Source organism: Paraconexibacter sp. (assembly GCF_059438195.1).
Genome location: NZ_JBLKKY010000073.1, coordinates 1 through 20,226, shown reverse-complemented (window position 1 = coordinate 20,226; position 20,226 = coordinate 1). Strand labels below are relative to the sequence as shown.

Sequence of the window (20,226 nt, the reverse complement as noted above, 5' to 3'; positions counted from 1 at the left end):
TTCGCCGAGACGCTCGAGGTCTGCGAGGAGGTCGGCTTCGACGGCGCCTTCACCTTCGTCTTCTCTCCGCGCCGGGGCACCGAGGCCGCCGAGATGACGGAGGGCCTCGTCCCGCACCCCGTGAAGGTCGAGCGGATGGAGCGACTCGTCGAGGTCGTCCAGCGCCGGGCGACCGAGCGGGCGCAGCGGTTCGTCGGCCGCACCCTCGACGTGCTCGTCGAGGGCCCGTCGCGCACCGACCCGTCGAAGATCCGCGGCCGCAGCGCGCACAACAAGGTCGTCAACTTCACCGGTCTCGGCGAGCCGGGCGAGATCGTGCCGGTGACGATCACCGCGGCGACGAGCCAGACGCTCGCCGGCGAGGCATCGCTCCTCGCGCGCGCCGGCGGCTGAGACGCGATCGGAGCCGCCCGCCGGTCAGCGGTGCTCGCGCTGGCCGTGCGCGATGTCCTGCGCGATGCGGTCGGAGCCCATGATCCGGCTGACGCGCGCCGAGGTCTCGGGAGCGATCCCGGAGAAGACGGCGCCGAGCCGGATCGGCATGGGCGCGACGTCGACCTCGCCGCGATCGCGCTCGATCGCGCTCGCGACGGACTCCGCGACGTCCTCGGGGCTCGACGTGCCGACGCCCTTCGGCAGCGACGCGCCGCTCGTCGCGAACATGCCCGCGTCGCGGATGAAGCCGGGGAACACGACCGAGACGCCGACCCCGGTGGGCGCGAGCTCGGCCCTCAGCGCCTGCCCGAAGCCCCGCAGCGCGAACTTCGAGGCGTTGTAGATCGACGAGTAGGCGGTGCCGACCTTGCCGGACATCGACGAGATGAGCACGATGTGCCCGCGGCCCTTCGCCGCCATCGTCTCCGCGTAGTGACGGGACATGACGATCGGCGCGCGGACGTTGACGTCGAGGGCGCGGTCGATCTCGTCGGCCTCGAAGGACGTGAGGGCCCCGGACGCGGGGAGCGCCGCGTTCGCGACGTAGACGTCGACGTCCCCGGCCTCGGCGAGGAGGCGGTCGACCGCCTCGGCGTCGCTGAGGTCGACCGCGATGGCGCGCCCGCCGAGCTCGGCGGCGAGCGGCTCGAGCACGTCCGCGCGGCGGCCGGTGAGGACGAGCGTCGCGCCGGCGCGGTGGAGGCGACGGGCGATCGCGTGGCCGATGCCTCCGGTCGCGCCGGTGAGCAGGACGGTCGTTCCCTCGAGATTCACGCGCCGAAGAGTGCCACAGTGGCCGTGAACCCGTGCAGGAAGGTGGTGTGTCCGACCGGGCCGATCTCACCCGCCGCGAAGAACCCGGCGACCGGGCGGCCGCCGACGGCGTCGTGGACGAGCCGGGCGTCGTGGTCGGGTGCGCCGAACATGCCGCTGCCGCGTCCGTTGCAGCTGAAGACGAGCGCCCCCGCGGCCGTGTCCGGCGCGGCCTCGGAGAGCGCCTCGCGGAGGTCGCGGTCCGCGCTCGCGGCGTCGCGGACGTGGAGGCGGAGCACCTGCCCGACGCGGACGTGGGCGCCGACGGCGATCGCGCCGGTCTCCGGATCGCCGCCGAGGACCGCGCGCACGAGGAAGTCCCCGCGGATGTACTCGGGCTTGTTCGGGTCGATGACGAGGCCGACGAGCAGTCCGGCGCCGAGCAGCGCCCGCTCGCGCTCCGGCAGCTCCTCGACGGCCGCCCTCAGGCGCTCGATCGCCGGCTCCCCGGCGAGCTCCTGGATGACGTGCCCGTCCGCCGCGGTGATCGTGAGCTCCGGACCGATCGGCGCGGCCCCCTGAGAGACGCACGGCGTCATCGGGACGCCCCGGAACGTCGCGGACACCGCGCCGTCCTCGACGAGCTCGGTGCCGTGGAAGAGCGCGCACGCGCCGTCGAGCGTCCGCGCGCTCGAGAGCCCGCCGACGACCGGGACCTCGGGGCTCGTCGCGCCGATGCGGTCGAGCACGAGGTCCGAGGGGAACGAGTACGGGTCGGCGAGGAGCACCGTGCCGGTCGCGCCGAGCGTGTCGGGCACCGGGACGGGCCCCGCGGCGTCCACGGGGGGCCGCAGGTGCTCGGTCGTCACGCTCGCGCCCTCGGCGAGCGAGGCGGCCCAGACGGCGATCGCGGTGCCGCGCTCGTGCTCGTGGCCTCCCGCGAGCACGCCCCCCGCGCCGCATCCGATGAGCGCGGCGGGGGAGAGGACCTCGTGGACGCCCTCCAGGGTCGCCCCGGGGTCGGTGAGGTGCGCGCCCGACGCGAAGACGACGGCGAGATCGGCCCGCCCGTCGCCCAGCTCGACCGCGGCCGCGCGCGCGGCCTCCCGCGCGCCGTCACCCGGTTCGGCGTGCTGTGATGCTCCGCATCCGGTCCGCATCGCCATCGCCCTGCGACGATACTCCCCGCGTGGATCCGCCCGTCATCGCGATCTTCGGTCCGACGGGCGTGGGCAAGACGGCGGTCGCGCTCGCCCTCGCGCGGCGGCTCCGCGAGCGCGGCGAGCAGCCGGTCGCCGTCGGCGCCGACGCGCTCCAGCTCTACCGGGGGCTCGAGACCCTGACCGGGGCCGCGGACGCGGCGGACCGGGCGGCCCTCGAGCATCGTCTCGTCGGCGTCCTCGACGTCACCGAGACGTGCAGCGCCGGTCGGTACGCGGAGCTCGCGCACGCCGAGATCGACGCGATCCTCGCCGGCGGCGGCGTCCCGATCGTCGTCGGCGGCACGGGGCTCTACCTCCGCGCCGCGCTCGCCGAGCTCGACCTCGCACCGCCTCCGCCGCCCGAGCTGCGCGAGCGGATCACCGCGGAGGTGCAGCGGCGCGGGAGCGCCGCCCTCCACGCCGAGCTGGCGACGCGCGTCCCTGCGGCGGCCGAGCGGATCGAGCCGACGGACACCCAGCGCGTCGTCCGCGCCCTCGAGCTCGAGGCGCTCGGGGCGCTCCCGGACCGCGCGGGCCCGAGCGCGCTGTGGACGGAGGCGACGCGCCATCCGACGCGCCTCGTGGGACTCGTCATGGACCGAGATGCGCTCGCCGCGGCGATCGACGCCCGGGTCGACGCGATGGTCGCGGCTGGGGCGGTCGAGGAGGTCCGGGCCGCCGAGGCCGCGGGCGCGTCGGCGACCGCGCGCAAGGCGCTCGGGTACGAGGAGCTGCTGCGCGGCGACGTGGAGGCGATGAAGACGCGCACGCGCCGGTACGCGAAGCGCCAGCTCACCTGGCTGCGGAAGCTGCCCGGCGCGGAGATCGTCGACGTCACCGGCCGGGACCCCGACGAGGTCGCCGCCGCGCTCCTGCCGTAGCCTCCGCGCCGCGATGCGCTTCGAGAAGTGGCAGGCCCTCGGCAACGACTACGTCATCGTCGAGGCGCGCAACCTCCCGTGGGAGCTCACGGCCGCCCGCGTGCGCCGGCTCTGCGACCGCCACACCGGCATCGGCGCCGACGGGATCCTCGAGCTCTCGCCGCCCTCGCAGTCCGGGTTCGTCGCGCGACTGCGCATCTTCAACCCGGACGGCTCGGAGGCCGAGCTCTCGGGCAACGGAGCGCGCGAGGCGATCATGTACCTCCGCCATCGCGGCTGGACGGAGTCCGACGTCTTCTCGATCGAGACGATCGCGGGCGAGATCCGCCCGACGATCACCGGGCCGACGACGTGCACGGTCGACATGGGACGGGCGCGGCTGCGCTCCGCGGACTTCCCGTCTGGCGGAGAGGACGGGACGGGGGACGTCGTCTCGGGCGGCCGGACGTGGCGCTTCCAGCACGTCCAGATCGGCAACCCGCAGTGCGCGATCCGGGTGGACGACCTCGCGGAGCTCGAGGCGCTCGACCTGTCCGCCCTCGGCCCGGCGATCGAGCACGCCGAGCTCTTCCCGAACCGGACGAACGTCTCGTGGTTCAGCGAGGTGGAGTCGGGGGTCATCCGGGCGCGGATCTTCGAGCGCGGTGTCGGCGAGACGATGTCGTCGGGCACCGGCGCGAGCGGCGCGGCCGTGGCGTACGTGCTGTCGGGGGCCGACGAGGACGTCCTCGTCCGCCTCGACGGTGGCGAGCTGCGGGTGACGGTGAGCGAGGCGCTCCACGTCGACCTCGCCGGGTGGGCGGTCTGCGTGTACGCGGGGGAGCTGAGCGCCGAGGCGCTCGCCGAGCTGGCCGGGTTGTAGCCTCCCGCGCCGTGAGCACCGAGCAGAAGACCGGAGCGTGGGCCGTCGGCCTCGCGACCATCGCCGAGCGGGACGGGCGCGTCCTCGACACGTACTATCCGGCGCCGCAGCTCGGCCTGGGCGGCGCCGCGCAGGACGCGATCGCCGCGGCGAAGCACCCAGGCGCGGGCACCCACGTCGTCCATCCGGCCGTCGCGACCGACCTCGGGGGCGGGGCGTTCAACGGCGCGATCGGGCGCGACGCGGTCCGCGACGTCCGCGTCGACCCCGTGCTCACCGTCGTCGAGGACGTCTCGGCCCCTCCGCAGGACGCTCACGACGTCTACCTGCGGCTCCATCTCCTCTCGCACCGGCTCGTCGCGCCGCACGGCGCGAACCTCGACGGGGCGTTCGGGCTCCTCGCGAACGTCGCATGGACCTCACACGGTCCGTGCGCCGTCGAGGACGTCCCGGCCGCGCGCCTGCGGGCCCGGGCGGCCGGGAGGGCCCTGCAGGTGACGAGCGTCGACAAGTTCCCGCGGATGACCGACTACGTCATCCCCGCCGGGGTGCGGATCGCCGATGCCGACAGGGTCCGGCTCGGCGCGCACCTCGCCGAGGGCACGACCGTCATGCACGAGGGGTTCGTCAACTTCAACGCCGGGACGCTCGGCGCGTCGATGGTCGAGGGGCGCATCAGCGCGGGCGTGGTCGTCGGGGACGGCTCCGACGTCGGCGGCGGGGCGTCGATCATGGGCACGCTCTCCGGCGGAGGGACCACCGTCATCTCGATCGGTGAGCGCTGCCTCCTCGGCGCGAACAGCGGGCTGGGCATCTCGCTCGGCGACGAGTGCATCGTCGAGGCCGGCTGCTACGTCACCGGCGGCATGCGCGTGAGCACGCCCGACGGCGAGGTCGTCAAGGCGAAGGACCTCAGCGGCGTCTCCAACCTGCTCTTCCGGCGCAACAGCGAGACGGGCGCCCTCGAGGTCCTCCCGCGCGAGGGCGCGTGGGGGAGCCTCAACGAGATGCTCCACCAGAACGACTGAGCGCCGCCCCGAACCGCCAGCGCCGAACCGGATTCCTGCGGTGCCATGGCGCCGCAGGAATCCGGTTCGGCGGACTGGGGGAGCGGCGACGCGCCAGCTTCGGGGTATAGGTGGTCACGGACCGCGCCGATAACTCCTCTCAGCACCCGACACGGACAACGGCACACCCGTCGCGAGGCGGGGTCGCAAAGCCAGGGGCCTCACGCAGGCAGCCCGGCCGCCCTACATGGAGGGGTACGAGATGAAGAGCAGGAGCAGGCTCACAGCGGGACTCGCGATCGCAGGCGTCTTCGCGTTCGCCTCGCCGGCATCGGCGGCGAGCGTCGACAGGCACCTCGACCGCGCAGACGCGGCGATCGAGAAGGCGACGGAGCACGCGAAGGACGGCCGCGACAGCGCCGCGATCGCCCATCTCCGCCGGGCGGACCGCGAGACCGCGAGTGCCCACCGGCACAACCGCAGCGGAGATCGTGAGGATCGCGCGCTCGACGAGCGGCGGATCGCGAAGCAGTTCCAGGAGAACGCGGAGACGGCGGCGAAGGTCGTCGCGCGCGTCGACGGCAGCGCCGACGCGAAGGCCGCCGACGAGGTCGAGGACGCCGTGGCCGGGCGCGAGAAGGCGCTCGAGCGCCTCACGGCGCTCGCCGAGCGGCTGCCCTCGCAGGCGCAGAAGGGCCTCGCGAAGTCCATCGAGCAGGTGACGAAGATCGGGACGCGTCCCGCGACGACGCTCGACCGCGCGATGCGCGCCGGCGACGTGGAGACCTCGGCCGTCGACGACGTCGAGAAGGCGATCGACGCGGTCGGCGAGGGCTCGGCGAACGACGTCTCGGTGCTCGACGAGCTGATGGACATCGTCCCCGAGCAGGCCCGCAAGGGCCTCGAGAAGGCGCGCGCGAAGGCGCAGGCCGGCAAGGACCGCGCGCAGGGTCGTCGTGGTGGCGCGCAGGTGTGCAAGGCCGAGCGCGAGGCCGACCCGGCGGCCTTCGACGACAAGTACCGCACGAACGAGGGTGAGGCGGGCGAGGAGTCCAACGCCTTCGGCATGTGCGTGTCGGGTCACAGCAAGCTGTTCCGCCCTGGGAGCAAGGGCGCGGAGAACCGTCCCGACTTCGCTGGTCCTCCGACCGGCGTGACCGGCGCTCCGACCGACGACCAGGCCGGCCCTCCGGCGGGCGTCGTCGGCCGACCGTAGAGAGGCTCCTCCTCTCCAGCCTCTCCGGACCCCCGCGGTGACCGACCGCGGGGGTCCGATCTGCGAGGCTCGACGCACGACATGGCGACTCTCCTCCAGCCCCTGACACGACGCCCCTGGACGGCGACGACGCGCCTCTCCGACGAGGCGCTCGCCAAGCGCGTCCGGGAAGGGGACGAGTCGGCCTTCGACGTCCTCTACGAGCGGCACGGCGCCGCGATCTCCCGCTATCTCCTCGCCCGGCTGCGCGACCCCCAGGACGTGCAGGACGCCCTTCAGGAGGCGATGGCCGCGGCGCTCCGCGCGCTGCGCGACGGCACGGGCGTCATCTCCGTCCGGGCCTGGCTCTTCCGCATCGCCCACAACGAGGCGCTGCGGATCATCACGGCACGCCGCGACGCCGACGTCGACATCGACGACGTCGCGCTCGCCGCGCCCGAGGCCGACCCCGAGGTCTCGCGCCGGATCACGCAGCTCTTCGACGACATCGGCCGGCTCCCCGACCAGCAGCGCTCGGCGCTCCTCCTGCGTGAGGTGCGCGGTCTCGGCTACGGCGAGATCGCCGAGGTCATCGGCACGTCGGAGGTCGCGGCCCGCCAGGCGATCTTCAAGGCACGCACCGCCCTCGCCGGCGCCCAGGAGGGCCGCGACGCGGCGTGCGTCGACGTCGCCGCGCTCATCTCCGACGGCGACGGCCGCGCGCTGCGCGGCCGCAAGGTGCGCGCCCACCTCCGCGACTGCACGGCCTGCAGCGCGCTGCAGAGCTCGATCCGCGAGCGCAGCGCGGCGATCATGCTCCTCCCGGTGTTCGGCTTGCCGGCCGGGGTGGGCGCGGTCGCCTCGGGCCTCCAAGGAGCCGGCGCTGCGGCTGCGGCGACCGGCACGGCAGCCGCGGGCGGCACCGCGCTCGGCGGCGCCTCCTTCGGCGGCATCGCGCTCACCGCGGGCGTCGCGAAGGGTCTCGCCGCGTTCGTCATCGCCGCGGGTGGGGGCGCCGCCGCGGTCGCGACGGCGGGCGGCTCGGACGATCCGGCGCCTGCGGCGTCCACCACGACCACGACGACGTCGACGACCACCTCCTCGGGGACCGTCTCGGCGCCCGCCACCATCCCCGCCGCGCTGCGCACGACGACCACTTCGAAGTCGGGCGACGACGCGGACGCCGCCGCCGAGAAGGCGGCGGAGAAGCGCCGCGAGGCCGCGGAGCGGGCCGACGAGGCCCGGCACAGCCGGGCCGCAGCCGCGGCCCGCGGCCGCGAAGCGGTCGAGAGCACGCCCGCGGCGTCACGGCGGTCGAGCGGCGCGACGCGCCCGAGCTCGGCGCCGTCGAAGCGCCCGACGTCGACCCCTGCGAAGCCGACGCGGCCGACGAGCGCCCCGGTCGAGCGCCCGGCGCCCACCGCCTCGGCTCCGGTGTCGGCGCCGAAGCCGACTCCGGCTCCCGCCCCGACGCCGGCCCCCGCCCCGACACGGGCGCCGGCGGCACCGGCCCCCGCGCCCGACCCGGCCCCGACCGCCGTCGCACCTGCGGCCCCGGGCGGCGGCGGCCCGGGCGGCCGACCCTGACCCACCCGGCCGAACCGGAGTCCTCCGTGGCCATGTCAACGGAGGAATCCGGTTCGGCGAATCAGGAGGTGAGGCGGGTGGCGGCCTCCTCGCAGCGCTCGGGTGACGGGACGAGCGCCGCGCGCACGTAGCCCTCGCCCTCCGGGCCGAAGTACGCGCCCGGCGCGACGAGCACGCCGCGCTCGCGCAGGATGCGCATCGCGTAGGCCTCGCTGCCCTCGGCACGCGTCCCCTCGGGGAGCGCGAGCCAGAGGAAGAACGTCGCCGGCCCGCCGGCGTCGCGGAGGCCGATCGCCTCGAGGGCGGGGAGGAGGACGGCGCGCTTCGCGCGGTAGCGCTCGCGGACCTCGCTCACGTGGTCCTCGTCGTCCCAGGCGGCGATCGCCATCCGCTGGACGAACTCCTGCGGAGCCGTCCCGACGTTCGGCCGGTAGCGCTTGAGGGCCGCGACGAGGTCCGCGTCCCCGGCCACGAACCCCGAGCGGTAGCCCGGCATCGAGGAGCGCTTCGACAGCGTGTTGCAGACGAGGACGTGGGAGAGGTCGTCGAGCTCGAGCGCCGAGCGGGGCGGGTCGCCCTCGAACCACAGCTCGCTGTAGGCCTCGTCGCTCGCGAGGACGAAGCCGTGCTCGCGCGCGAGGGCCGCGGCACGCTCGTAGAAGCCCTCCGGCGCCGTGGCCGCCGTCGGGTTGTTCGGGTAGTTGACCCACAGGAGCGCGAGCCGCCGCAGCTGGGCGGGGGAGAGCGCGTCGAGGTCGGGGAGGAAGCCGCGCTCGGCGCGCAGCGGCAGCTCGACGACCTCGCAGCCGGCGAACGCCGCTCCCCGCACGGCGACCGGGTAGCCCGGCGCGGTCACGGCGACGAGGTCGCGCTCGCCGCCGGCGACGACCTGGGCGAGGCCGAAGACGACCTCCTTCGTCCCGAGGGTCGGGACGACCTGCGTGTCCGGGTCGAGCGTCGCGCCGAACCGGCGACCGGCCCACGCGGCGATGCTCGCGCGCAGCTCGGGGAGCCCCACCGCGAGCGGGTACGTCGAGACGGGCTGCGCCTCGACCGCATCGCGGAGGGCCGCGCGCAGGAACGCGGGCGTCTCCTCGCGCGGCTCGCCGACGCCGAGGTCGATGACGTCGATGCCCTGCGCCACCGCGGCCGCCCGGGCCTCGCCGAGCCGCACGAACGGATAGGAGCGCATCCCGACCAGGACGGGGTTGAGCGGGACGCCCAAACCGGCTCAGTCCCCGGAGAGGAGCGCGTCGAGGAGCCGCGCGCTGCGGACGAGCGCATCGATGCGGACGAGCTCGTCCCGCTTGTGGGCGTAGGCGGGGTCGCCGGGCCCGAAGTTCGCGGCGGGCACCCCGGCGGCCGCGAACTCCGCGACCGGGGTCCACGCCTGCTTCGGCGCGACGCCGAGGTCGCCGATCGCCTGGAGCCGGCCGAGGAGCGCGTTGTCGCCGGGCGCGACGACCGGGGCCGAGGGCGCGTGGGCGATGATCTCGAACGACTCGCTCTCGCCCGAGCACCACGACCGGACGAGGTCCTCGGCCTCCTGCGGGCTGCGCCCCGGCGCGGACCGGTAGTTGACGTGGCAGTCGACGCGGTCGGGGACGACGTTGTCGGCGATCCCGCCCGAGATGCGCGTCACGGTCGCGACCTCGGTGAACGTGAGGCCGCTGACGTGGTGCTCGATGGGCCCCACCGCGTCGAGCCGCGCGATGCCACGCGCGGCGCGGCTGATCGCGCTGTCGGCGAGCCAGGGCCGCGCGGAGTGGCCGCTGCGTCCGTGGAACGTCCACGTCGCGTTGAGGTTCCCGAGGCAGCCCGCGTGGATCGCGTTGTCCGTCGGCTCCATCATGAGCACGAGGTCGGCCTCGTGGAGCGAGGGCTCGCGCCGGAGAAGGGGGGTGAGGGCGCTCTCGGAGAACGGCAGCTCCTCGCGGCCGAAGAGGACGAGCCCGAGCCGCGCGCGCGTCGCGGCCGCCGCCGCCGGGTCCGCCGCGAGAGCGGTCGCGAGCTCGATCATCACCGCGAGGGCGGCGAGCATGTCGGCGGCGCCGCAGCCGTGCACGGCCTGCGCGTCGCGGCGCCCCGGCCGGTTGCCCTGCGCCGGGACCGTGTCGAAGTGACCGCCGAGGAGGAGGAGCGGCCCGTCCGCGGGGCCGGGCGGGAAGGCGAGAATGCAGGTGTCGCCCGCGTCGCGGGCCTCGACGTCGGCGCCGAGGAGCACGCCGAGGACGTGCGCGGCGATCTCCTGCTCGTCCCGTGACTCGGACGGGATGTCGACGAGCTCGAGGGTGCGGGCGGCGAGCCGGTCGCCGAGCTCGGCGTCGGTCAGGCCGGAGAGCACGCCGGGACTCTATCGTGGGACGCGCGATGCGCTACTGCGGGATCGACGTCTCGGCGAAGCCGGCCGGCCAGCAGCTCGTCACGCTGCATCCGCGCCGCGGCACCGACGGCTCGCAGGAGCTCGTCGCGACGTTCTACGCCCCCGGCGACGGGGACGCGGTCGCCCGGACGGTCCTCGGCTTCGGCCGCGGTGAGGTCGTCGTCGCGATCGACGCGCCGTCCGGCCCGCGGCTCGATCTCCTCGCCCCGGGAGCGCCGCTCCGCGACGCGCTCGGCCTCCCGTCCGGCCGCTACGAGCGCTCACGCGTGTGCGACGCCCTCCTGTTCCGGCGGCGGCTCCCGCTCTACCCGGTGCCCGCGGCCGGTCAGGCGCTCTCGCAGTGGGAGACGTGGATGTCCCAGGGGTTCGCGCTCTTCGACCGCCTCTCGACCCTCGGGCTCTACCGCCCGGTCGCGGACGGCCGCTTCGAGGCCCCGGTCGGCGACGGCGCGCTGCGGAACGGCCGCCTCGTCGAGACGTATCCCGACGCCGTCTTCTGCTCGCTCCTCGGCCATCGGCCCTCGCCGAAGCGGACCCCGTGGGGGCTGCAGCAGCGGATCGCGGCGCTCAAGCTGCGCGGGATCGTCGACGCCGACGGCGGCCTCTGGCACCGCACGCTCGACGAGCTCGACGCGTGCGCCGCCGCGTACGCGGCCTACACGCTCGCGGCGGGGACGGGATCCTGGGTCGGCGATCCGACGGAGGGGGTCATCCTCGTCCCGGTCCAGGAGCTCCTCCCGACCTACGACAAGCTCCCGCCGCCGGAGCGCGCCTCGCTCGTCGGGGGCTGAGCGAGCGGGCTCCCGCTCAGCGCTCGACGAGGACGGTCGTCGCCTTCACGACGGCGGCGGCGGTGACCCCCGGCTCGAGGCCGAGCTCGTCGGCGGCCTCGCGCGACATGAGCGAGACGATCCGGTAGGGGCCGCAGGCCATGTCGACCTGCGCCATCACGCCGTCGCGCTCGACGGAGACGACGACGCCCTGCAGCCGGTTGCGGGCGCTCGAGCGCCCGCTGCCCCCGCGCTCGCGGAGGAGGCGCGCGAGCTCGGACCCGGCGATGACGCGCCGTCCGGCCCCATCGCGCTCGAAGGAGATCCTGCCGGCGCGCTCCCAGCGCCGCAGCGTGTCCACGCTCACCCCGAGGGCGGTCGCTGCGGTGCCGATCGGGACGCGGGCGAACGAGGCGGTCATGCGGCAGGCTCCTTGCGGTCGGGGGGAGAGGCGAGGCCGGACGCTCCCGGGCGGAGGCGCCCGTCCGAGAGGACATGGACCTCGGCGCCGAGCGCCCGTGCGTCGGCGACGTCGTGGGTGACGAGGACCCCCGGTGCGCCCGAGGCGTCGAGAGCGGTCCGGACCGCCTCGCGCACGTCGGCGCGGGTCTCGTCGTCGAGGCCCGTGAACGGCTCGTCGAGGAGGAGCACCGGCGGGGCTGCGGCGAGGGCGCGGGCGAGCGCGACGCGGCGTCGCTCGCCGCCGCTGAGGGTCCGCGGACGGGCGTCGGCGAGGTGACCGACGGAGAACGTCGCGAGGATCTCCTCGGCCCGGTCGCGCCGCTGCCCTCGCGGCGCGTCGAGCCCGTAGGCGACGTTGCGCCACGCCGGGAGGTGGGGGAAGAGCGCGTCGTCCTGGTGCAGGAGCGCGGCCCGCCGCCGCTCCGGCGGCAGGTCGATGCGCCGCGTCGTGTCGAGCCACGTCTCCCCGCCGCACTCGACGACGCCGCGGTCCGGTCGCTGCAGCCCGCTCACGACGCGCAGCAGGGTCGTCTTGCCGGCGCCCGAGCGGCCGGTGACCGCGACGCAGGTCCCCGCGGGCACCTCGAGCGTGACGTCGAGCGCGACGTCGCGCAGGGCGATCGCGACCTCAGCGCGCAGCACGGCGCAGCCCCGTCGGGGAGTCGAGCGGACCGGCCGCGACCTTCGTCGCGAGGAGGACGCCGGCGCTCGCGGCGATGAGCACCGCGGAGAGCGCGAGCGCGCCGGTGAAGTCGGTGCCGAAGCGCTCGTAGATGGCGAGCGGAGCGGTCTGCGTGACGCCGCGGAACGAGCCGGCGAACATGAGCGTCGCGCCGAACTCCCCGAGCGCGCGACCCCACGCGAGCGCGGCTCCCGCCACGAGGCCGGGACGCGCGACCGGCGCCGCGACGGCGAAGAGCGTCCGCGCCTCGCCGGCGCCGAGCGTCCGCGACGCCTCGAGGAGGCGCGGCTCGACCGCCTCGAACGCCGCGATGGCCTGCCGGACGTAGAACGGGGACGCGATGAACGCGAGCGCGACGACGACGCCGGCGCGTTCGAGGACGAGCCGGACGCCCGCGTCCTCGAGCGCTCCGCCGACGACGCCGCTCGGGCCGAGCGCGGCGAGGAGGGCGATGCCCGCGACGGCGGGCGGGACGACGAGCGGGAGCTCGACGAGCGTGAGGATCGCGGCCCGGCCGCGGAAGCGGCGCGTCGCGAGCAGCCACGCGGCCGGCGTCCCGACGGCGACGACGAGCGCGAGGGCGGTGAGGGACGTCTCGAGCGAGAGGCGCAGCGCGTCGACCGCGGCGGGGTCGTCGAGGGCTCCGACGAGGTCGCCTGGAGGCACGTCGACGAAGACGGCGGCGAGCGGAAGGGCGAGGAAGGCGAGCAGGACCGCGAGGAGGAGGCCCGCGAGCGCGGCGAAGGGGGCGGGGCGGCGCGGTCGTCTCATCGCGGCGGGAGGAACCCCGCGCGGCGCAGGGCGCGCCGGCCGGGGCCGTCGAGGAGTCCCGCGATGAAGGCCCGGGCCTCCGGCGCACGACGCGAGTCGCTCACGACGGCCGCCTCGTAGGACACCTCGGGCTCGAGGGCGGGGGGGAGCGAGACCGCGCGAAGGCGGTCGCCGGCGGCGGCGACGTCGGAGCGGTACGCGAAGCCCGCATCGACCGCGCCGCCCGCCACCTTCCCGACGACCCCTGAGACGTCCGGGTCCTCGCTGCGGACGTTCGCGAGGATCGCGTCGCGCTGCGCGGCCGGGAGCCGGTCGAGGACGCCACGCGCGTAGCTCCCGACGGGCACGTCCGCGGAGCCGACGGCGATCGTCACGCCGTCCCGGGCGAGGTCGGCGAGCGCGTCGATCTCCGATCCGGGCGGGACGGCGACGACGAGCTCGTTGCGCGCGAAGGTCACCGGTTGCTCGACGAGGCCCTCGGCGAAGAGCGCCCGCGGGAGCGCCGAGTTCGCCGCGGCGTAGACGTCGGGGCGGCCGCCGGCTCGGATCTGCGCGGCGAGCTGATCGGACCCGGCGAACGAGAACCGCGGGTCGACGCCGTCGAGCGTCTCCGCGTACTCGGTGAACGCCGTCTTCAGCGACGCGGCGGCCGAGACTCGCACCTCCGGGACGCCGCCGGCCGCGCTGGGCGACTCCGTCCCGTCGTCGTCGCCGCAGGCGCCGAGGAGGAGGCCCATCGCGGCGAGGGCGGCGGTCGGCAGGAGGCGGAGCCGCATGGCCGCAGGCTATCGCCTCTCCTAGGCATTGCCTATGTGGAGGCGAGGCGAGCCGACCGGTGTGCGACCCTATGTGCTGGATGCAGCGAACCCGCAACGGCCGGACGACCGACACCCGCGCCGCGACGACGACCACGACGCCCGACGGCCGCGCGCGGGCGAAGCAGCGCGCCTTCTGCATCGCCGCCCTCGAGGACGGCGACGACCTCTCCGAGCTCCGCGAGCTCCTGCGCACCGCGGGGGTCGCGGTCGTCGGCCAGTCGGTGCAGCACCGCGACCAGCCGCATCCCAACACCTACCTCGGGCCGGGCAAGCTCGAGGAGGTGAAGGCGCTCGCGAAGGCCGCGGACGCGAACGTCATCGCCTGCGACGACGAGCTGACGCCCCGCCAGGAGCGCAACCTCGAGAAGGAGCTCGGCTTCCCGGTCGTCGACCGCACGACGGTCATCCTCGACATCTTCGCCGGCCACGCGCACACGGCCGAGGGCAAGCTGCAGGTCGAGCTCGCGCAGCTGCAGTACAACCTCGCGCGGATGCGCGGGCTCTGGACCCATCTCGAGCGCCTCGGCGGCGGCGTCGGGACGAGGGGCCCGGGCGAGACGCAGATCGAGACCGACCGGCGCCTCGCGCGCGACCGCATCAGCGCGCTCAAGCGCCGCCTCGAGGAGGTGAAGGGCTCGCGCGCGACGATGCGCGCCGAGCGCGAGCGGGCGCACCTCCCGCAGGTCGCCCTCGCCGGCTACACGAACGCCGGGAAGTCGACGCTGATGAGCTGTCTCACCGGCGCCGAGGTCGGGGTCCGCGACCGGCTCTTCCACACCCTCGACCCCACGACGCGGACGACGAAGCTCGGCGGCCGGACGTACCTCTTCACCGACACGGTCGGCTTCATCCGCAAGCTCCCGCACCAGCTCGTCGAGGCGTTCGGCGCGACGCTCGAGGAGACGAAGCTCGCCGACCTCGTCCTCCACGTCGTCGACGGCTCCGTCGAGGAAGACGAGATGGTCCTCATGACCCGCGCGGTCGACGACGTCCTCGAGGAGATCGGCGCGGGGGAGCGCCCGCGCATCCTCGTCATCAACAAGACCGACGCGATCGACGACGAGCGGCGCGCGGAGCTGCGCCGCCGCCACCCCGAGGCCGTCCTCGTCAGCGCGCGCAGCGGCGAGGGCGTCGACGAGCTCGCGGAGCGGATCGCGGACGCCTTCGAGCGGACCCTCGTGGACGTCGACCTCCTCCTCCCGTACGCCGAGGGCGCGCGTCTCGCGGAGCTCCACGAGATCGCCGGCGACCTCGAGCGCACCGACACCGCGGAGGGCGTCCGCGTCCACGCCCGCGTGCCGCAGACGGTGGCCGAGCGCTTCGCGCGCTACGCAGCGACCCCGGCCTGACGCCGACCCCGCGTCAGCGCTCGTCGCCGCTGCCGCCCAGGACGTCGCGCCGCTGCCGCGAGAGCAGCTTCTCGATGTTCGCCTCCGCGACGGCGCCGAGATCGAGGCGGGCCTCGGTCGCGACCTGCGCGACGTACCAGAGGACGTCGCCGAGCTCGGCGGCGATCGCCGCGCGCCGCTCGTCGGAGAGGACCCCGCCGTCGTCGCGGATCATCTTCTTCACCTTCTCGGCGACCTCGCCGGCCTCCCCGCAGAGGCCGAGGGCCGGGTAGACGAGGTTCGCCCCCGCGCCGGGGTAGACGGCGGTCGCGCGCGACCGCTCCTGGTACTCGGAGAGCTGCATCGTCGGCACGACGCTAGTGGCCGCCGCGGACGACGGGGCGGCCGGGGCGCCGGGTCTGCGACCCTGGATGCGGATGGCCACGCGCCCGACAGCGCAGCAGGTGCGCCGGCGTCGCCGCGTCCTCCTCGGCGGTCTCGCCGGCCTCGCCCTCGCGGCCGGCGCGGCGACGGGGGCGGGCGCCGGCGACAGCGACGGCGACGACGTGACGGCGACCGTCCGGCCCGACGTCGCGAGCGTCGCCGAGGCGGGCGGCGTCACCGCGGAGCACGCCGTCACCCGGCGCGCCGACGCCGCTGCGAGCGACAGCCGGCGTACGCTCGACCGAGCGGTCGGCAGCCGGATCGTCACGCGGATGAAGGGCACGACGCCGTCCCGCGACCTGCGCCGCCGGATCCGCCGCGGACAGGTCGGCGGGGTCATCCTCTTCGCCGACAACATCCGCTCGCTCTCCCAGGTCCGCAAGGCCGTCCGGCGCCTCCAGGCCGCGGCCAAGGACGGGGGGCATGCGCCGCTGCTCGTCATGGTCGACCAGGAGGGCGGGCTCGTGAAGAGGTTCCGCTCGCTGCCCCCGAGCCGGTCGGCCCTCGCGATGGGCGACCACCGCCGTCCCGCGACGACCGCGCGCAAGGAGGGGCGGGCGACCGCGAAGGCGCTGCGCGACCTCGGCATCCGCGTCGATCTCGCGCCGGTCGTCGACGTCCCGCGGTCCCGCCGCTCGTTCCTCGGGACGCGTGCGTTCGGCACGACGACCTCGCGGGTCCGCAGCGCCGGGTGCGCGTTCGCGGACGGCCTGGAGGACGGCGGCGGCATCCCCGCCCTCAAGCACTTCCCCGGCCTCGGGCGCGCGGGCGCGAACACCGACGACGTCGGCGTCCGCATCACCGCGTCGCGGCGCGTCATCGAGGCGGGGTGGGCGCCGTACCGGCGCTGCGGCCGCGACGCCGACCGGCTCGTGATGATCGCGAGCGCCGTCTACCCGAGCCTCGGCGGCGACGATCCGGCGGTCCTCGAGCGGCGGACCTACGAGCTGCTGCGCGACGAGGTGAGCTCGAAGGCGGTGACGATCAGCGACGACCTCGAGACCCCTGCGCTCGACGGGGAGAGGCACGTCGAGGTCCGCGCGGCGCGTGCCGGTCTCGATCTCCTCCTCTTCGCGCGCTCCGAGTCGGCGGCCGCTCGTGCCTACCGCCGTCTTCGCGCCGCGGCCCGTGAAGGACGGCTCCGGCGCGCGGACGTCCTCGAGGCCGCCGAGCGCATCGACGCGCTGCGTCGCGGACGTGGCCGCGCCGACTCGTAAGGTTTCCCTAACATGCCGCGCGATGCGCGCTCTCGCCCTTGCCCTGCTCAGCGCCGCGGCGATCGTCCTCGCCGCCTGCGGCGACGACTCCTCGAGCTCCGATTCCGACACGCTCACCGTGTACTCGGGGCGTGCGGGCGGGCTCATCGGCCCGCTCATCGACCGGTACGAGGAGGAGCGCGGGATCGACCTGGAGGTCCGCTTCGGCGACACGGCGGAGCTCGCCGCCACGATCCGCGAGGAGGGGCCGAACAGCCCCGCCGACCTCTACATCGCCCAGGACGCGGGCGCGCTCGGCGCGCTCCAGGACGCCGGGGCGTTCGCCGAGCTGCCCGCCGACGTCCTCGAGCCCGTCGATCCGCGCTTCCGCTCCCAGGAGGACGTGTGGGTCGGCACCTCCGCCCGCGCGCGGGTCGTCGCGTACAACGAGGGCGAGGTCGAGGAGTCCGCGCTCCCGCCGTCGGTCCTCGGCCTCACCGATGGGCGCTGGAAGGGCCGGGTCGGCTGGGCGCCCCGGAACGCCTCGTTCCAGGCGTTCGTCACCGCGATGCGCGAGGTGCTCGGCGAGGACCGCACGCGCGCGTGGCTCGAGGGCATGCTCGACAACGACGTCGTCCCGTTCGACAACAACGTCGCGATCCGCGACGCCGTCGCCCGCGGCGAGATCGACGTGGGGCTCATCAACCACTACTACGTCGCCCAGGCCGTCGCCGAGGAGGGCGAGGACTACCCGGTCGGCGTCTTCTACCCGCCGGGCGGCGATCCCGGCTCGCTCGTCAACGTCGCGGGCGCCGGCATCCTCGCGAGCTCCGAGAAGCAGGAGATGGCGCTCGACTTCATCCGCTACATGCTGAGCGAGACGGGGCAGACGTACTTCGTCGAGCAGACGAAGGAGTACCCGGTCATCGACGGCATCGAGCCGCCCCCGGGCGTGCCGCCTCTCGCGTCGATCGAGCAGCCGGACGTCGACCTCTCCGACCTCGACGACCTCCAGGGGACGCTCGAGCTCCTCCGGGACACCGGAGCGCTCTAGCGCCGCGCGCGGGGATGGCCGTGGCGATCGGAGCGACCGTGCGCCGGGGGCTGCCGCGCCCGCGGCGCAGCCCGCCGGGACTCCTCGCGATCGCCCTCGCGATCGGGGTCGCGTGCGGGCTGCCGGTCGTCTACCTCGCCGTCGTCATCGGGGACTCGACCGGGACGGCGCTCGACGCGATCGCGCTCGAGAGGACGCTCCCGCTCATCGCGCGGTCTCTCGGCCTCGCGCTCGCGGTCACCGCGAGCGCGTTGGCGATCGCGGTGCCGCTCGCGTGGCTCACGAGCCGCACCGACCTCCCCGGCCGGAGGGTGTGGGCGGTCCTCACGACGCTGCCGCTCGTCGTCCCGAGCTACATCGGCGCGTACATCGTCGTCTCCGCGCTCGGGCCGAAGGGGCTCCTCCAGCAGGCCTTGGAGCCCCTCGGCGTCGACCGCATGCCCTCGATCTACGGGTTCGTCGGGGCGTGGCTCACCCTCACGCTCTTCACCTACCCGCTCGTCACGCTCACCGTCCGCGCGGCGCTGCGGCGGCTCGATCCGCAGCTCGAGGAAGCGGCGCGCGGCATGGGACGCAGCGGCTGGCGGACGTTCCGGGACGTCGTCCTCCCGCAGCTCGTGCCCGCGATGGGCGCGGGCGGGCTCCTCGTCGTGCTCTACACCCTGAGCGACTTCGGCGCCGTCGCGATCCTGCGGGTCGACACGTTCACGGCCGAGATCTACACCGCGTACCGGTCGAGCTTCGACCGCACGGGCGCGGCGGCGCTCGCGGCGGTCCTCGTCCTCCTCATGCTCGCGATCCTCTGGGTCGAGGGCCGGATCCGGCGGGGGCGGGTCTACCACCGCTCGACGCCAGGGGTCGCCCGCGCGGCCCGCGACGTCGAGCTCGGGCGCTGGCGCTGGCCGGCCCTCGCGTTCTGCGGCACCCTCACCCTCCTCGGCCTCGTCCTGCCGGTCGGCGTCCTCGTCTACTGGTCACTGCAGAGCGTCGCCGGAGACCTCGACCTCGGGTCGGTCGTCTCGGCCTCCGGCAACTCTCTCCTCGCGGCGGGTCTCGCGGCCGGCGCCGCAGCGGTCGTCGCGATTCCCGTCTCGATCCTCACCACCCGCTACCCGAGCCCCGTGAGCGCCCTCATCGAGCGCCTCTCCTACAGCGGGTACGCCTTGCCGGGCATCGTCATCGCCCTCGCCCTCGTCTTCGTCGGGACCCGCGTCGTCCTGCCGCTCTACCAGTCGCTGGCGATGCTCGTCTTCGCCTACGTCGTCCTCAAGCTGCCGCTCGCGATCGGGGCGACCCAGTCGTCGCTCCTCCAGGTGTCCCCGCGGATCGAGGAGGCCGCCCGCAGCGTGGGGCGCGGGCCCTTCGCGGTGTTCGCGACGGTGACCGCGCCGCTCGCGGTGAGCGGGGTCCTCGCGGGCGCGTCGCTCGTCTTCCTCAAGGCGATCAGCGAGCTGCCGGCGACGCTCATCCTCAAGCCGATCGGGTTCGACACTCTCTCGACCGAGATCTGGGATGCGACGACCGTCGGGTTCTACGAGGCGGCGGCGATGCCGGCGCTCGCGCTCCTCCTCATCTCCGCGGTGCCGCTCTACCTCCTCACCGAGCGCGGTGATGCCTCGGTGCCGACCGCGCAGAGCCAGGTCTGAGGGCCCGGGGGTCGCTCGTCCCGTGCCCGGGTCGAACGTCGATCTGCACCCCTCAGCGGGGGTGAGGATCGACGTTCGGTCCGCGAGGGGGTGACGATCGACGTTCGGCGGCGACGCCGACGGCGGTCGCGGCCTGGGCGGCGAGGACGAGCGCCCCCGCGTCGGCGCCCGCGGCGAACCCGCGCCGGACGAGGCCCGCGTAGAACGACGCGCCGCCGCGACGCCGCGCGCCCGGATCGGCGGCGCGGAACCGCGCGGCGCCGCGGCCGTAGCGCACCTGCTGGCCCCAGAAGGCCCGCAGCCCGAGGTCCTGGTGGTGGACGACGACGGCCCCGGGAACCCATGCGATCCGGCCACCGCCCGCGACGACGCGGGCGCACCAGTCGCGGTCCTCGCCGGCCGCGAGCGGGAAGCGCTCGTCGAAGCCCCGCTCGCCGAGGACGCCGGCCCGGACCCCGAGGTTGCACGACGGCCCGAACGCGACGGTCCCGGCGACGGGGTCCCGGCCCGCCTCGACGACGTGGTCGACGATCGCGTGCCAGGCGCGCGTCGTGCCGCGCGCGCCGGGGGGAGGGACCGTCGATCCGACCGCCGCCTCGGCCTCGTCGAGCGCGGCGGCGAGCGCCTCCGCCCACGTCGGCGTCGGGACGCAGTCGTCGTCGCAGAAGAGGACCCGCTCGCCCCGTGCCGCTCGCGCTCCGGCGTTGCGTGCGGCCGCCGGGCCTTCGCCGCCGCGGCGCAGCACCCGCG

Annotated in this window: 21 protein-coding genes and 1 riboswitch; of the genes, 11 read left to right on the top strand and 10 right to left on the bottom strand. The window is 75.3% G+C overall.

Translation table 11 applies throughout. From position 1 onward, the window contains the following. Window positions 1-393 (top strand): TRAM domain-containing protein (locus ACME2J_RS19000; RefSeq protein WP_495546516.1); only part of this gene is annotated, 393 nt, incomplete at its 5' end. A gap of 24 nt (window positions 394-417) precedes the next feature. Here ACME2J_RS19000 and ACME2J_RS18995 read toward each other — a convergent pair. Both ACME2J_RS18995 and ACME2J_RS18990 read right to left on the bottom strand, forming a co-directional pair. Next, window positions 418-1,209, bottom strand: a complete 792-nt coding sequence (locus ACME2J_RS18995) for an SDR family NAD(P)-dependent oxidoreductase (RefSeq protein WP_495546515.1) — start codon at window positions 1,207-1,209, stop codon at window positions 418-420. Continuing rightward, the gene (locus ACME2J_RS18990; protein ID WP_495546514.1) at window positions 1,206-2,354 is read right to left on the bottom strand and encodes an FIST signal transduction protein; all 1,149 of its coding nucleotides are present in this window, start codon (window positions 2,352-2,354) and stop codon (window positions 1,206-1,208) included. The genes ACME2J_RS18995 and ACME2J_RS18990 overlap by 4 nt, the downstream gene beginning before the upstream one ends. Before the next feature lie 23 nt (window positions 2,355-2,377). Here ACME2J_RS18990 and miaA point away from each other — a divergent pair, with 23 nt between their 5' ends. The 5 genes from miaA to ACME2J_RS18965 all read left to right on the top strand — a co-directional run bounded on the left by miaA (window position 2,378) and on the right by ACME2J_RS18965 (window position 7,922). Further along, window positions 2,378-3,271, top strand: a complete 894-nt coding sequence (gene miaA, locus ACME2J_RS18985) for a tRNA (adenosine(37)-N6)-dimethylallyltransferase MiaA (protein ID WP_495546513.1) — start codon at window positions 2,378-2,380, stop codon at window positions 3,269-3,271. Window positions 3,272-3,284: 13 nt separating this feature from the next. Then, window positions 3,285-4,133 (top strand): diaminopimelate epimerase, encoded by an 849-nt coding sequence (gene dapF, locus ACME2J_RS18980; RefSeq protein ID WP_495546512.1) that lies wholly within the window; start codon window positions 3,285-3,287, stop codon window positions 4,131-4,133. An 11-nt stretch (window positions 4,134-4,144) separates the two neighbouring features. Continuing rightward, window positions 4,145-5,161: a 2,3,4,5-tetrahydropyridine-2,6-dicarboxylate N-succinyltransferase gene (gene dapD, locus ACME2J_RS18975; RefSeq protein WP_495546511.1), complete on the top strand. Its 1,017-nt coding sequence runs from the start codon at window positions 4,145-4,147 to the stop codon at window positions 5,159-5,161. 150 nt (window positions 5,162-5,311) lie between these two features. Further along, a riboswitch (cyclic di-GMP riboswitch) is annotated at window positions 5,312-5,386 on the top strand. A 16-nt stretch (window positions 5,387-5,402) separates the two neighbouring features. Further along, window positions 5,403-6,356, top strand: coding sequence for a hypothetical protein (locus tag ACME2J_RS18970; protein ID WP_495546510.1), 954 nt, complete (start codon window positions 5,403-5,405; stop codon window positions 6,354-6,356). A gap of 81 nt (window positions 6,357-6,437) precedes the next feature. After that, window positions 6,438-7,922: an RNA polymerase sigma factor gene (locus ACME2J_RS18965; protein WP_495546509.1), complete on the top strand. Its 1,485-nt coding sequence runs from the start codon at window positions 6,438-6,440 to the stop codon at window positions 7,920-7,922. Between the two features lie 61 nt (window positions 7,923-7,983). On the opposite strand, the gene ACME2J_RS18960 is transcribed toward ACME2J_RS18965, so the two are convergent. Together ACME2J_RS18960 and dapE are read right to left on the bottom strand one after the other, a co-directional pair. Beyond that, entirely contained in the window at window positions 7,984-9,147 is a 1,164-nt protein-coding gene (locus ACME2J_RS18960; RefSeq protein WP_495546508.1) for a pyridoxal phosphate-dependent aminotransferase, read from the bottom strand. 6 nt (window positions 9,148-9,153) lie between these two features. Then, window positions 9,154-10,266: a succinyl-diaminopimelate desuccinylase gene (dapE, locus tag ACME2J_RS18955; protein WP_495546507.1), complete on the bottom strand. Its 1,113-nt coding sequence runs from the start codon at window positions 10,264-10,266 to the stop codon at window positions 9,154-9,156. Window positions 10,267-10,292: 26 nt separating this feature from the next. Between dapE and ACME2J_RS18950 the strand changes: the two genes are divergently transcribed. Further along, window positions 10,293-11,096 (top strand): DUF429 domain-containing protein, encoded by an 804-nt coding sequence (locus tag ACME2J_RS18950; protein WP_495546506.1) that lies wholly within the window; start codon window positions 10,293-10,295, stop codon window positions 11,094-11,096. Between the two features lie 16 nt (window positions 11,097-11,112). Here the strand turns inward: ACME2J_RS18950 and ACME2J_RS18945 are convergent, their stop codons facing one another. The 4 genes from ACME2J_RS18945 to modA are packed head-to-tail and all read right to left on the bottom strand — an operon-like array spanning window position 11,113 to window position 13,766. Further along, window positions 11,113-11,496, bottom strand: coding sequence for a TOBE domain-containing protein (locus tag ACME2J_RS18945; protein WP_495546505.1), 384 nt, complete (start codon window positions 11,494-11,496; stop codon window positions 11,113-11,115). Then, window positions 11,493-12,179 carry an ATP-binding cassette domain-containing protein gene (locus tag ACME2J_RS18940; RefSeq protein WP_495546504.1) on the bottom strand — a complete coding sequence of 229 codons (687 nt, stop codon included), beginning with the start codon at window positions 12,177-12,179 and terminating at the stop codon, window positions 11,493-11,495. Before ACME2J_RS18940 ends, ACME2J_RS18945 begins: the two co-directional genes overlap by 4 nt. After that, on the bottom strand, window positions 12,166-12,990 hold the full coding sequence (locus ACME2J_RS18935) for an ABC transporter permease (RefSeq protein ID WP_495546503.1): 825 nt from the start codon (window positions 12,988-12,990) through the stop codon (window positions 12,166-12,168). The genes ACME2J_RS18940 and ACME2J_RS18935 overlap by 14 nt, the downstream gene beginning before the upstream one ends. After that, entirely contained in the window at window positions 12,987-13,766 is a 780-nt protein-coding gene (modA, locus tag ACME2J_RS18930; RefSeq protein WP_495546502.1) for a molybdate ABC transporter substrate-binding protein, read from the bottom strand. The genes ACME2J_RS18935 and modA overlap by 4 nt, the downstream gene beginning before the upstream one ends. A gap of 80 nt (window positions 13,767-13,846) precedes the next feature. Between modA and hflX the strand changes: the two genes are divergently transcribed. Then, the gene (hflX, locus tag ACME2J_RS18925; RefSeq protein WP_495546501.1) at window positions 13,847-15,157 is read left to right on the top strand and encodes a GTPase HflX; all 1,311 of its coding nucleotides are present in this window, start codon (window positions 13,847-13,849) and stop codon (window positions 15,155-15,157) included. A 13-nt stretch (window positions 15,158-15,170) separates the two neighbouring features. Here hflX and ACME2J_RS18920 read toward each other — a convergent pair whose 3' ends face one another. Continuing rightward, window positions 15,171-15,500 carry a nucleoside triphosphate pyrophosphohydrolase family protein gene (locus tag ACME2J_RS18920; protein WP_495546500.1) on the bottom strand — a complete coding sequence of 110 codons (330 nt, stop codon included), beginning with the start codon at window positions 15,498-15,500 and terminating at the stop codon, window positions 15,171-15,173. Window positions 15,501-15,573: 73 nt separating this feature from the next. Between ACME2J_RS18920 and ACME2J_RS18915 the strand changes: the two genes are divergently transcribed. The 3 genes from ACME2J_RS18915 to ACME2J_RS18905 are packed head-to-tail and all read left to right on the top strand — an operon-like array spanning window position 15,574 to window position 19,476. After that, on the top strand, window positions 15,574-16,797 hold the full coding sequence (locus ACME2J_RS18915; RefSeq protein ID WP_495546499.1) for a glycoside hydrolase family 3 N-terminal domain-containing protein: 1,224 nt from the start codon (window positions 15,574-15,576) through the stop codon (window positions 16,795-16,797). 22 nt (window positions 16,798-16,819) lie between these two features. Continuing rightward, a complete protein-coding gene (locus tag ACME2J_RS18910; RefSeq protein ID WP_495546498.1) occupies window positions 16,820-17,830 on the top strand; it encodes an iron ABC transporter substrate-binding protein in 1,011 nt (336 codons plus the stop codon). A gap of 14 nt (window positions 17,831-17,844) precedes the next feature. Continuing rightward, window positions 17,845-19,476, top strand: coding sequence for an ABC transporter permease (locus tag ACME2J_RS18905; protein WP_495546497.1), 1,632 nt, complete (start codon window positions 17,845-17,847; stop codon window positions 19,474-19,476). Between the two features lie 52 nt (window positions 19,477-19,528). Here the strand turns inward: ACME2J_RS18905 and ACME2J_RS18900 are convergent. Then, window positions 19,529-20,226 (bottom strand): glycosyltransferase (locus ACME2J_RS18900; RefSeq protein ID WP_495546496.1); only part of this gene is annotated, 698 nt, incomplete at its 5' end.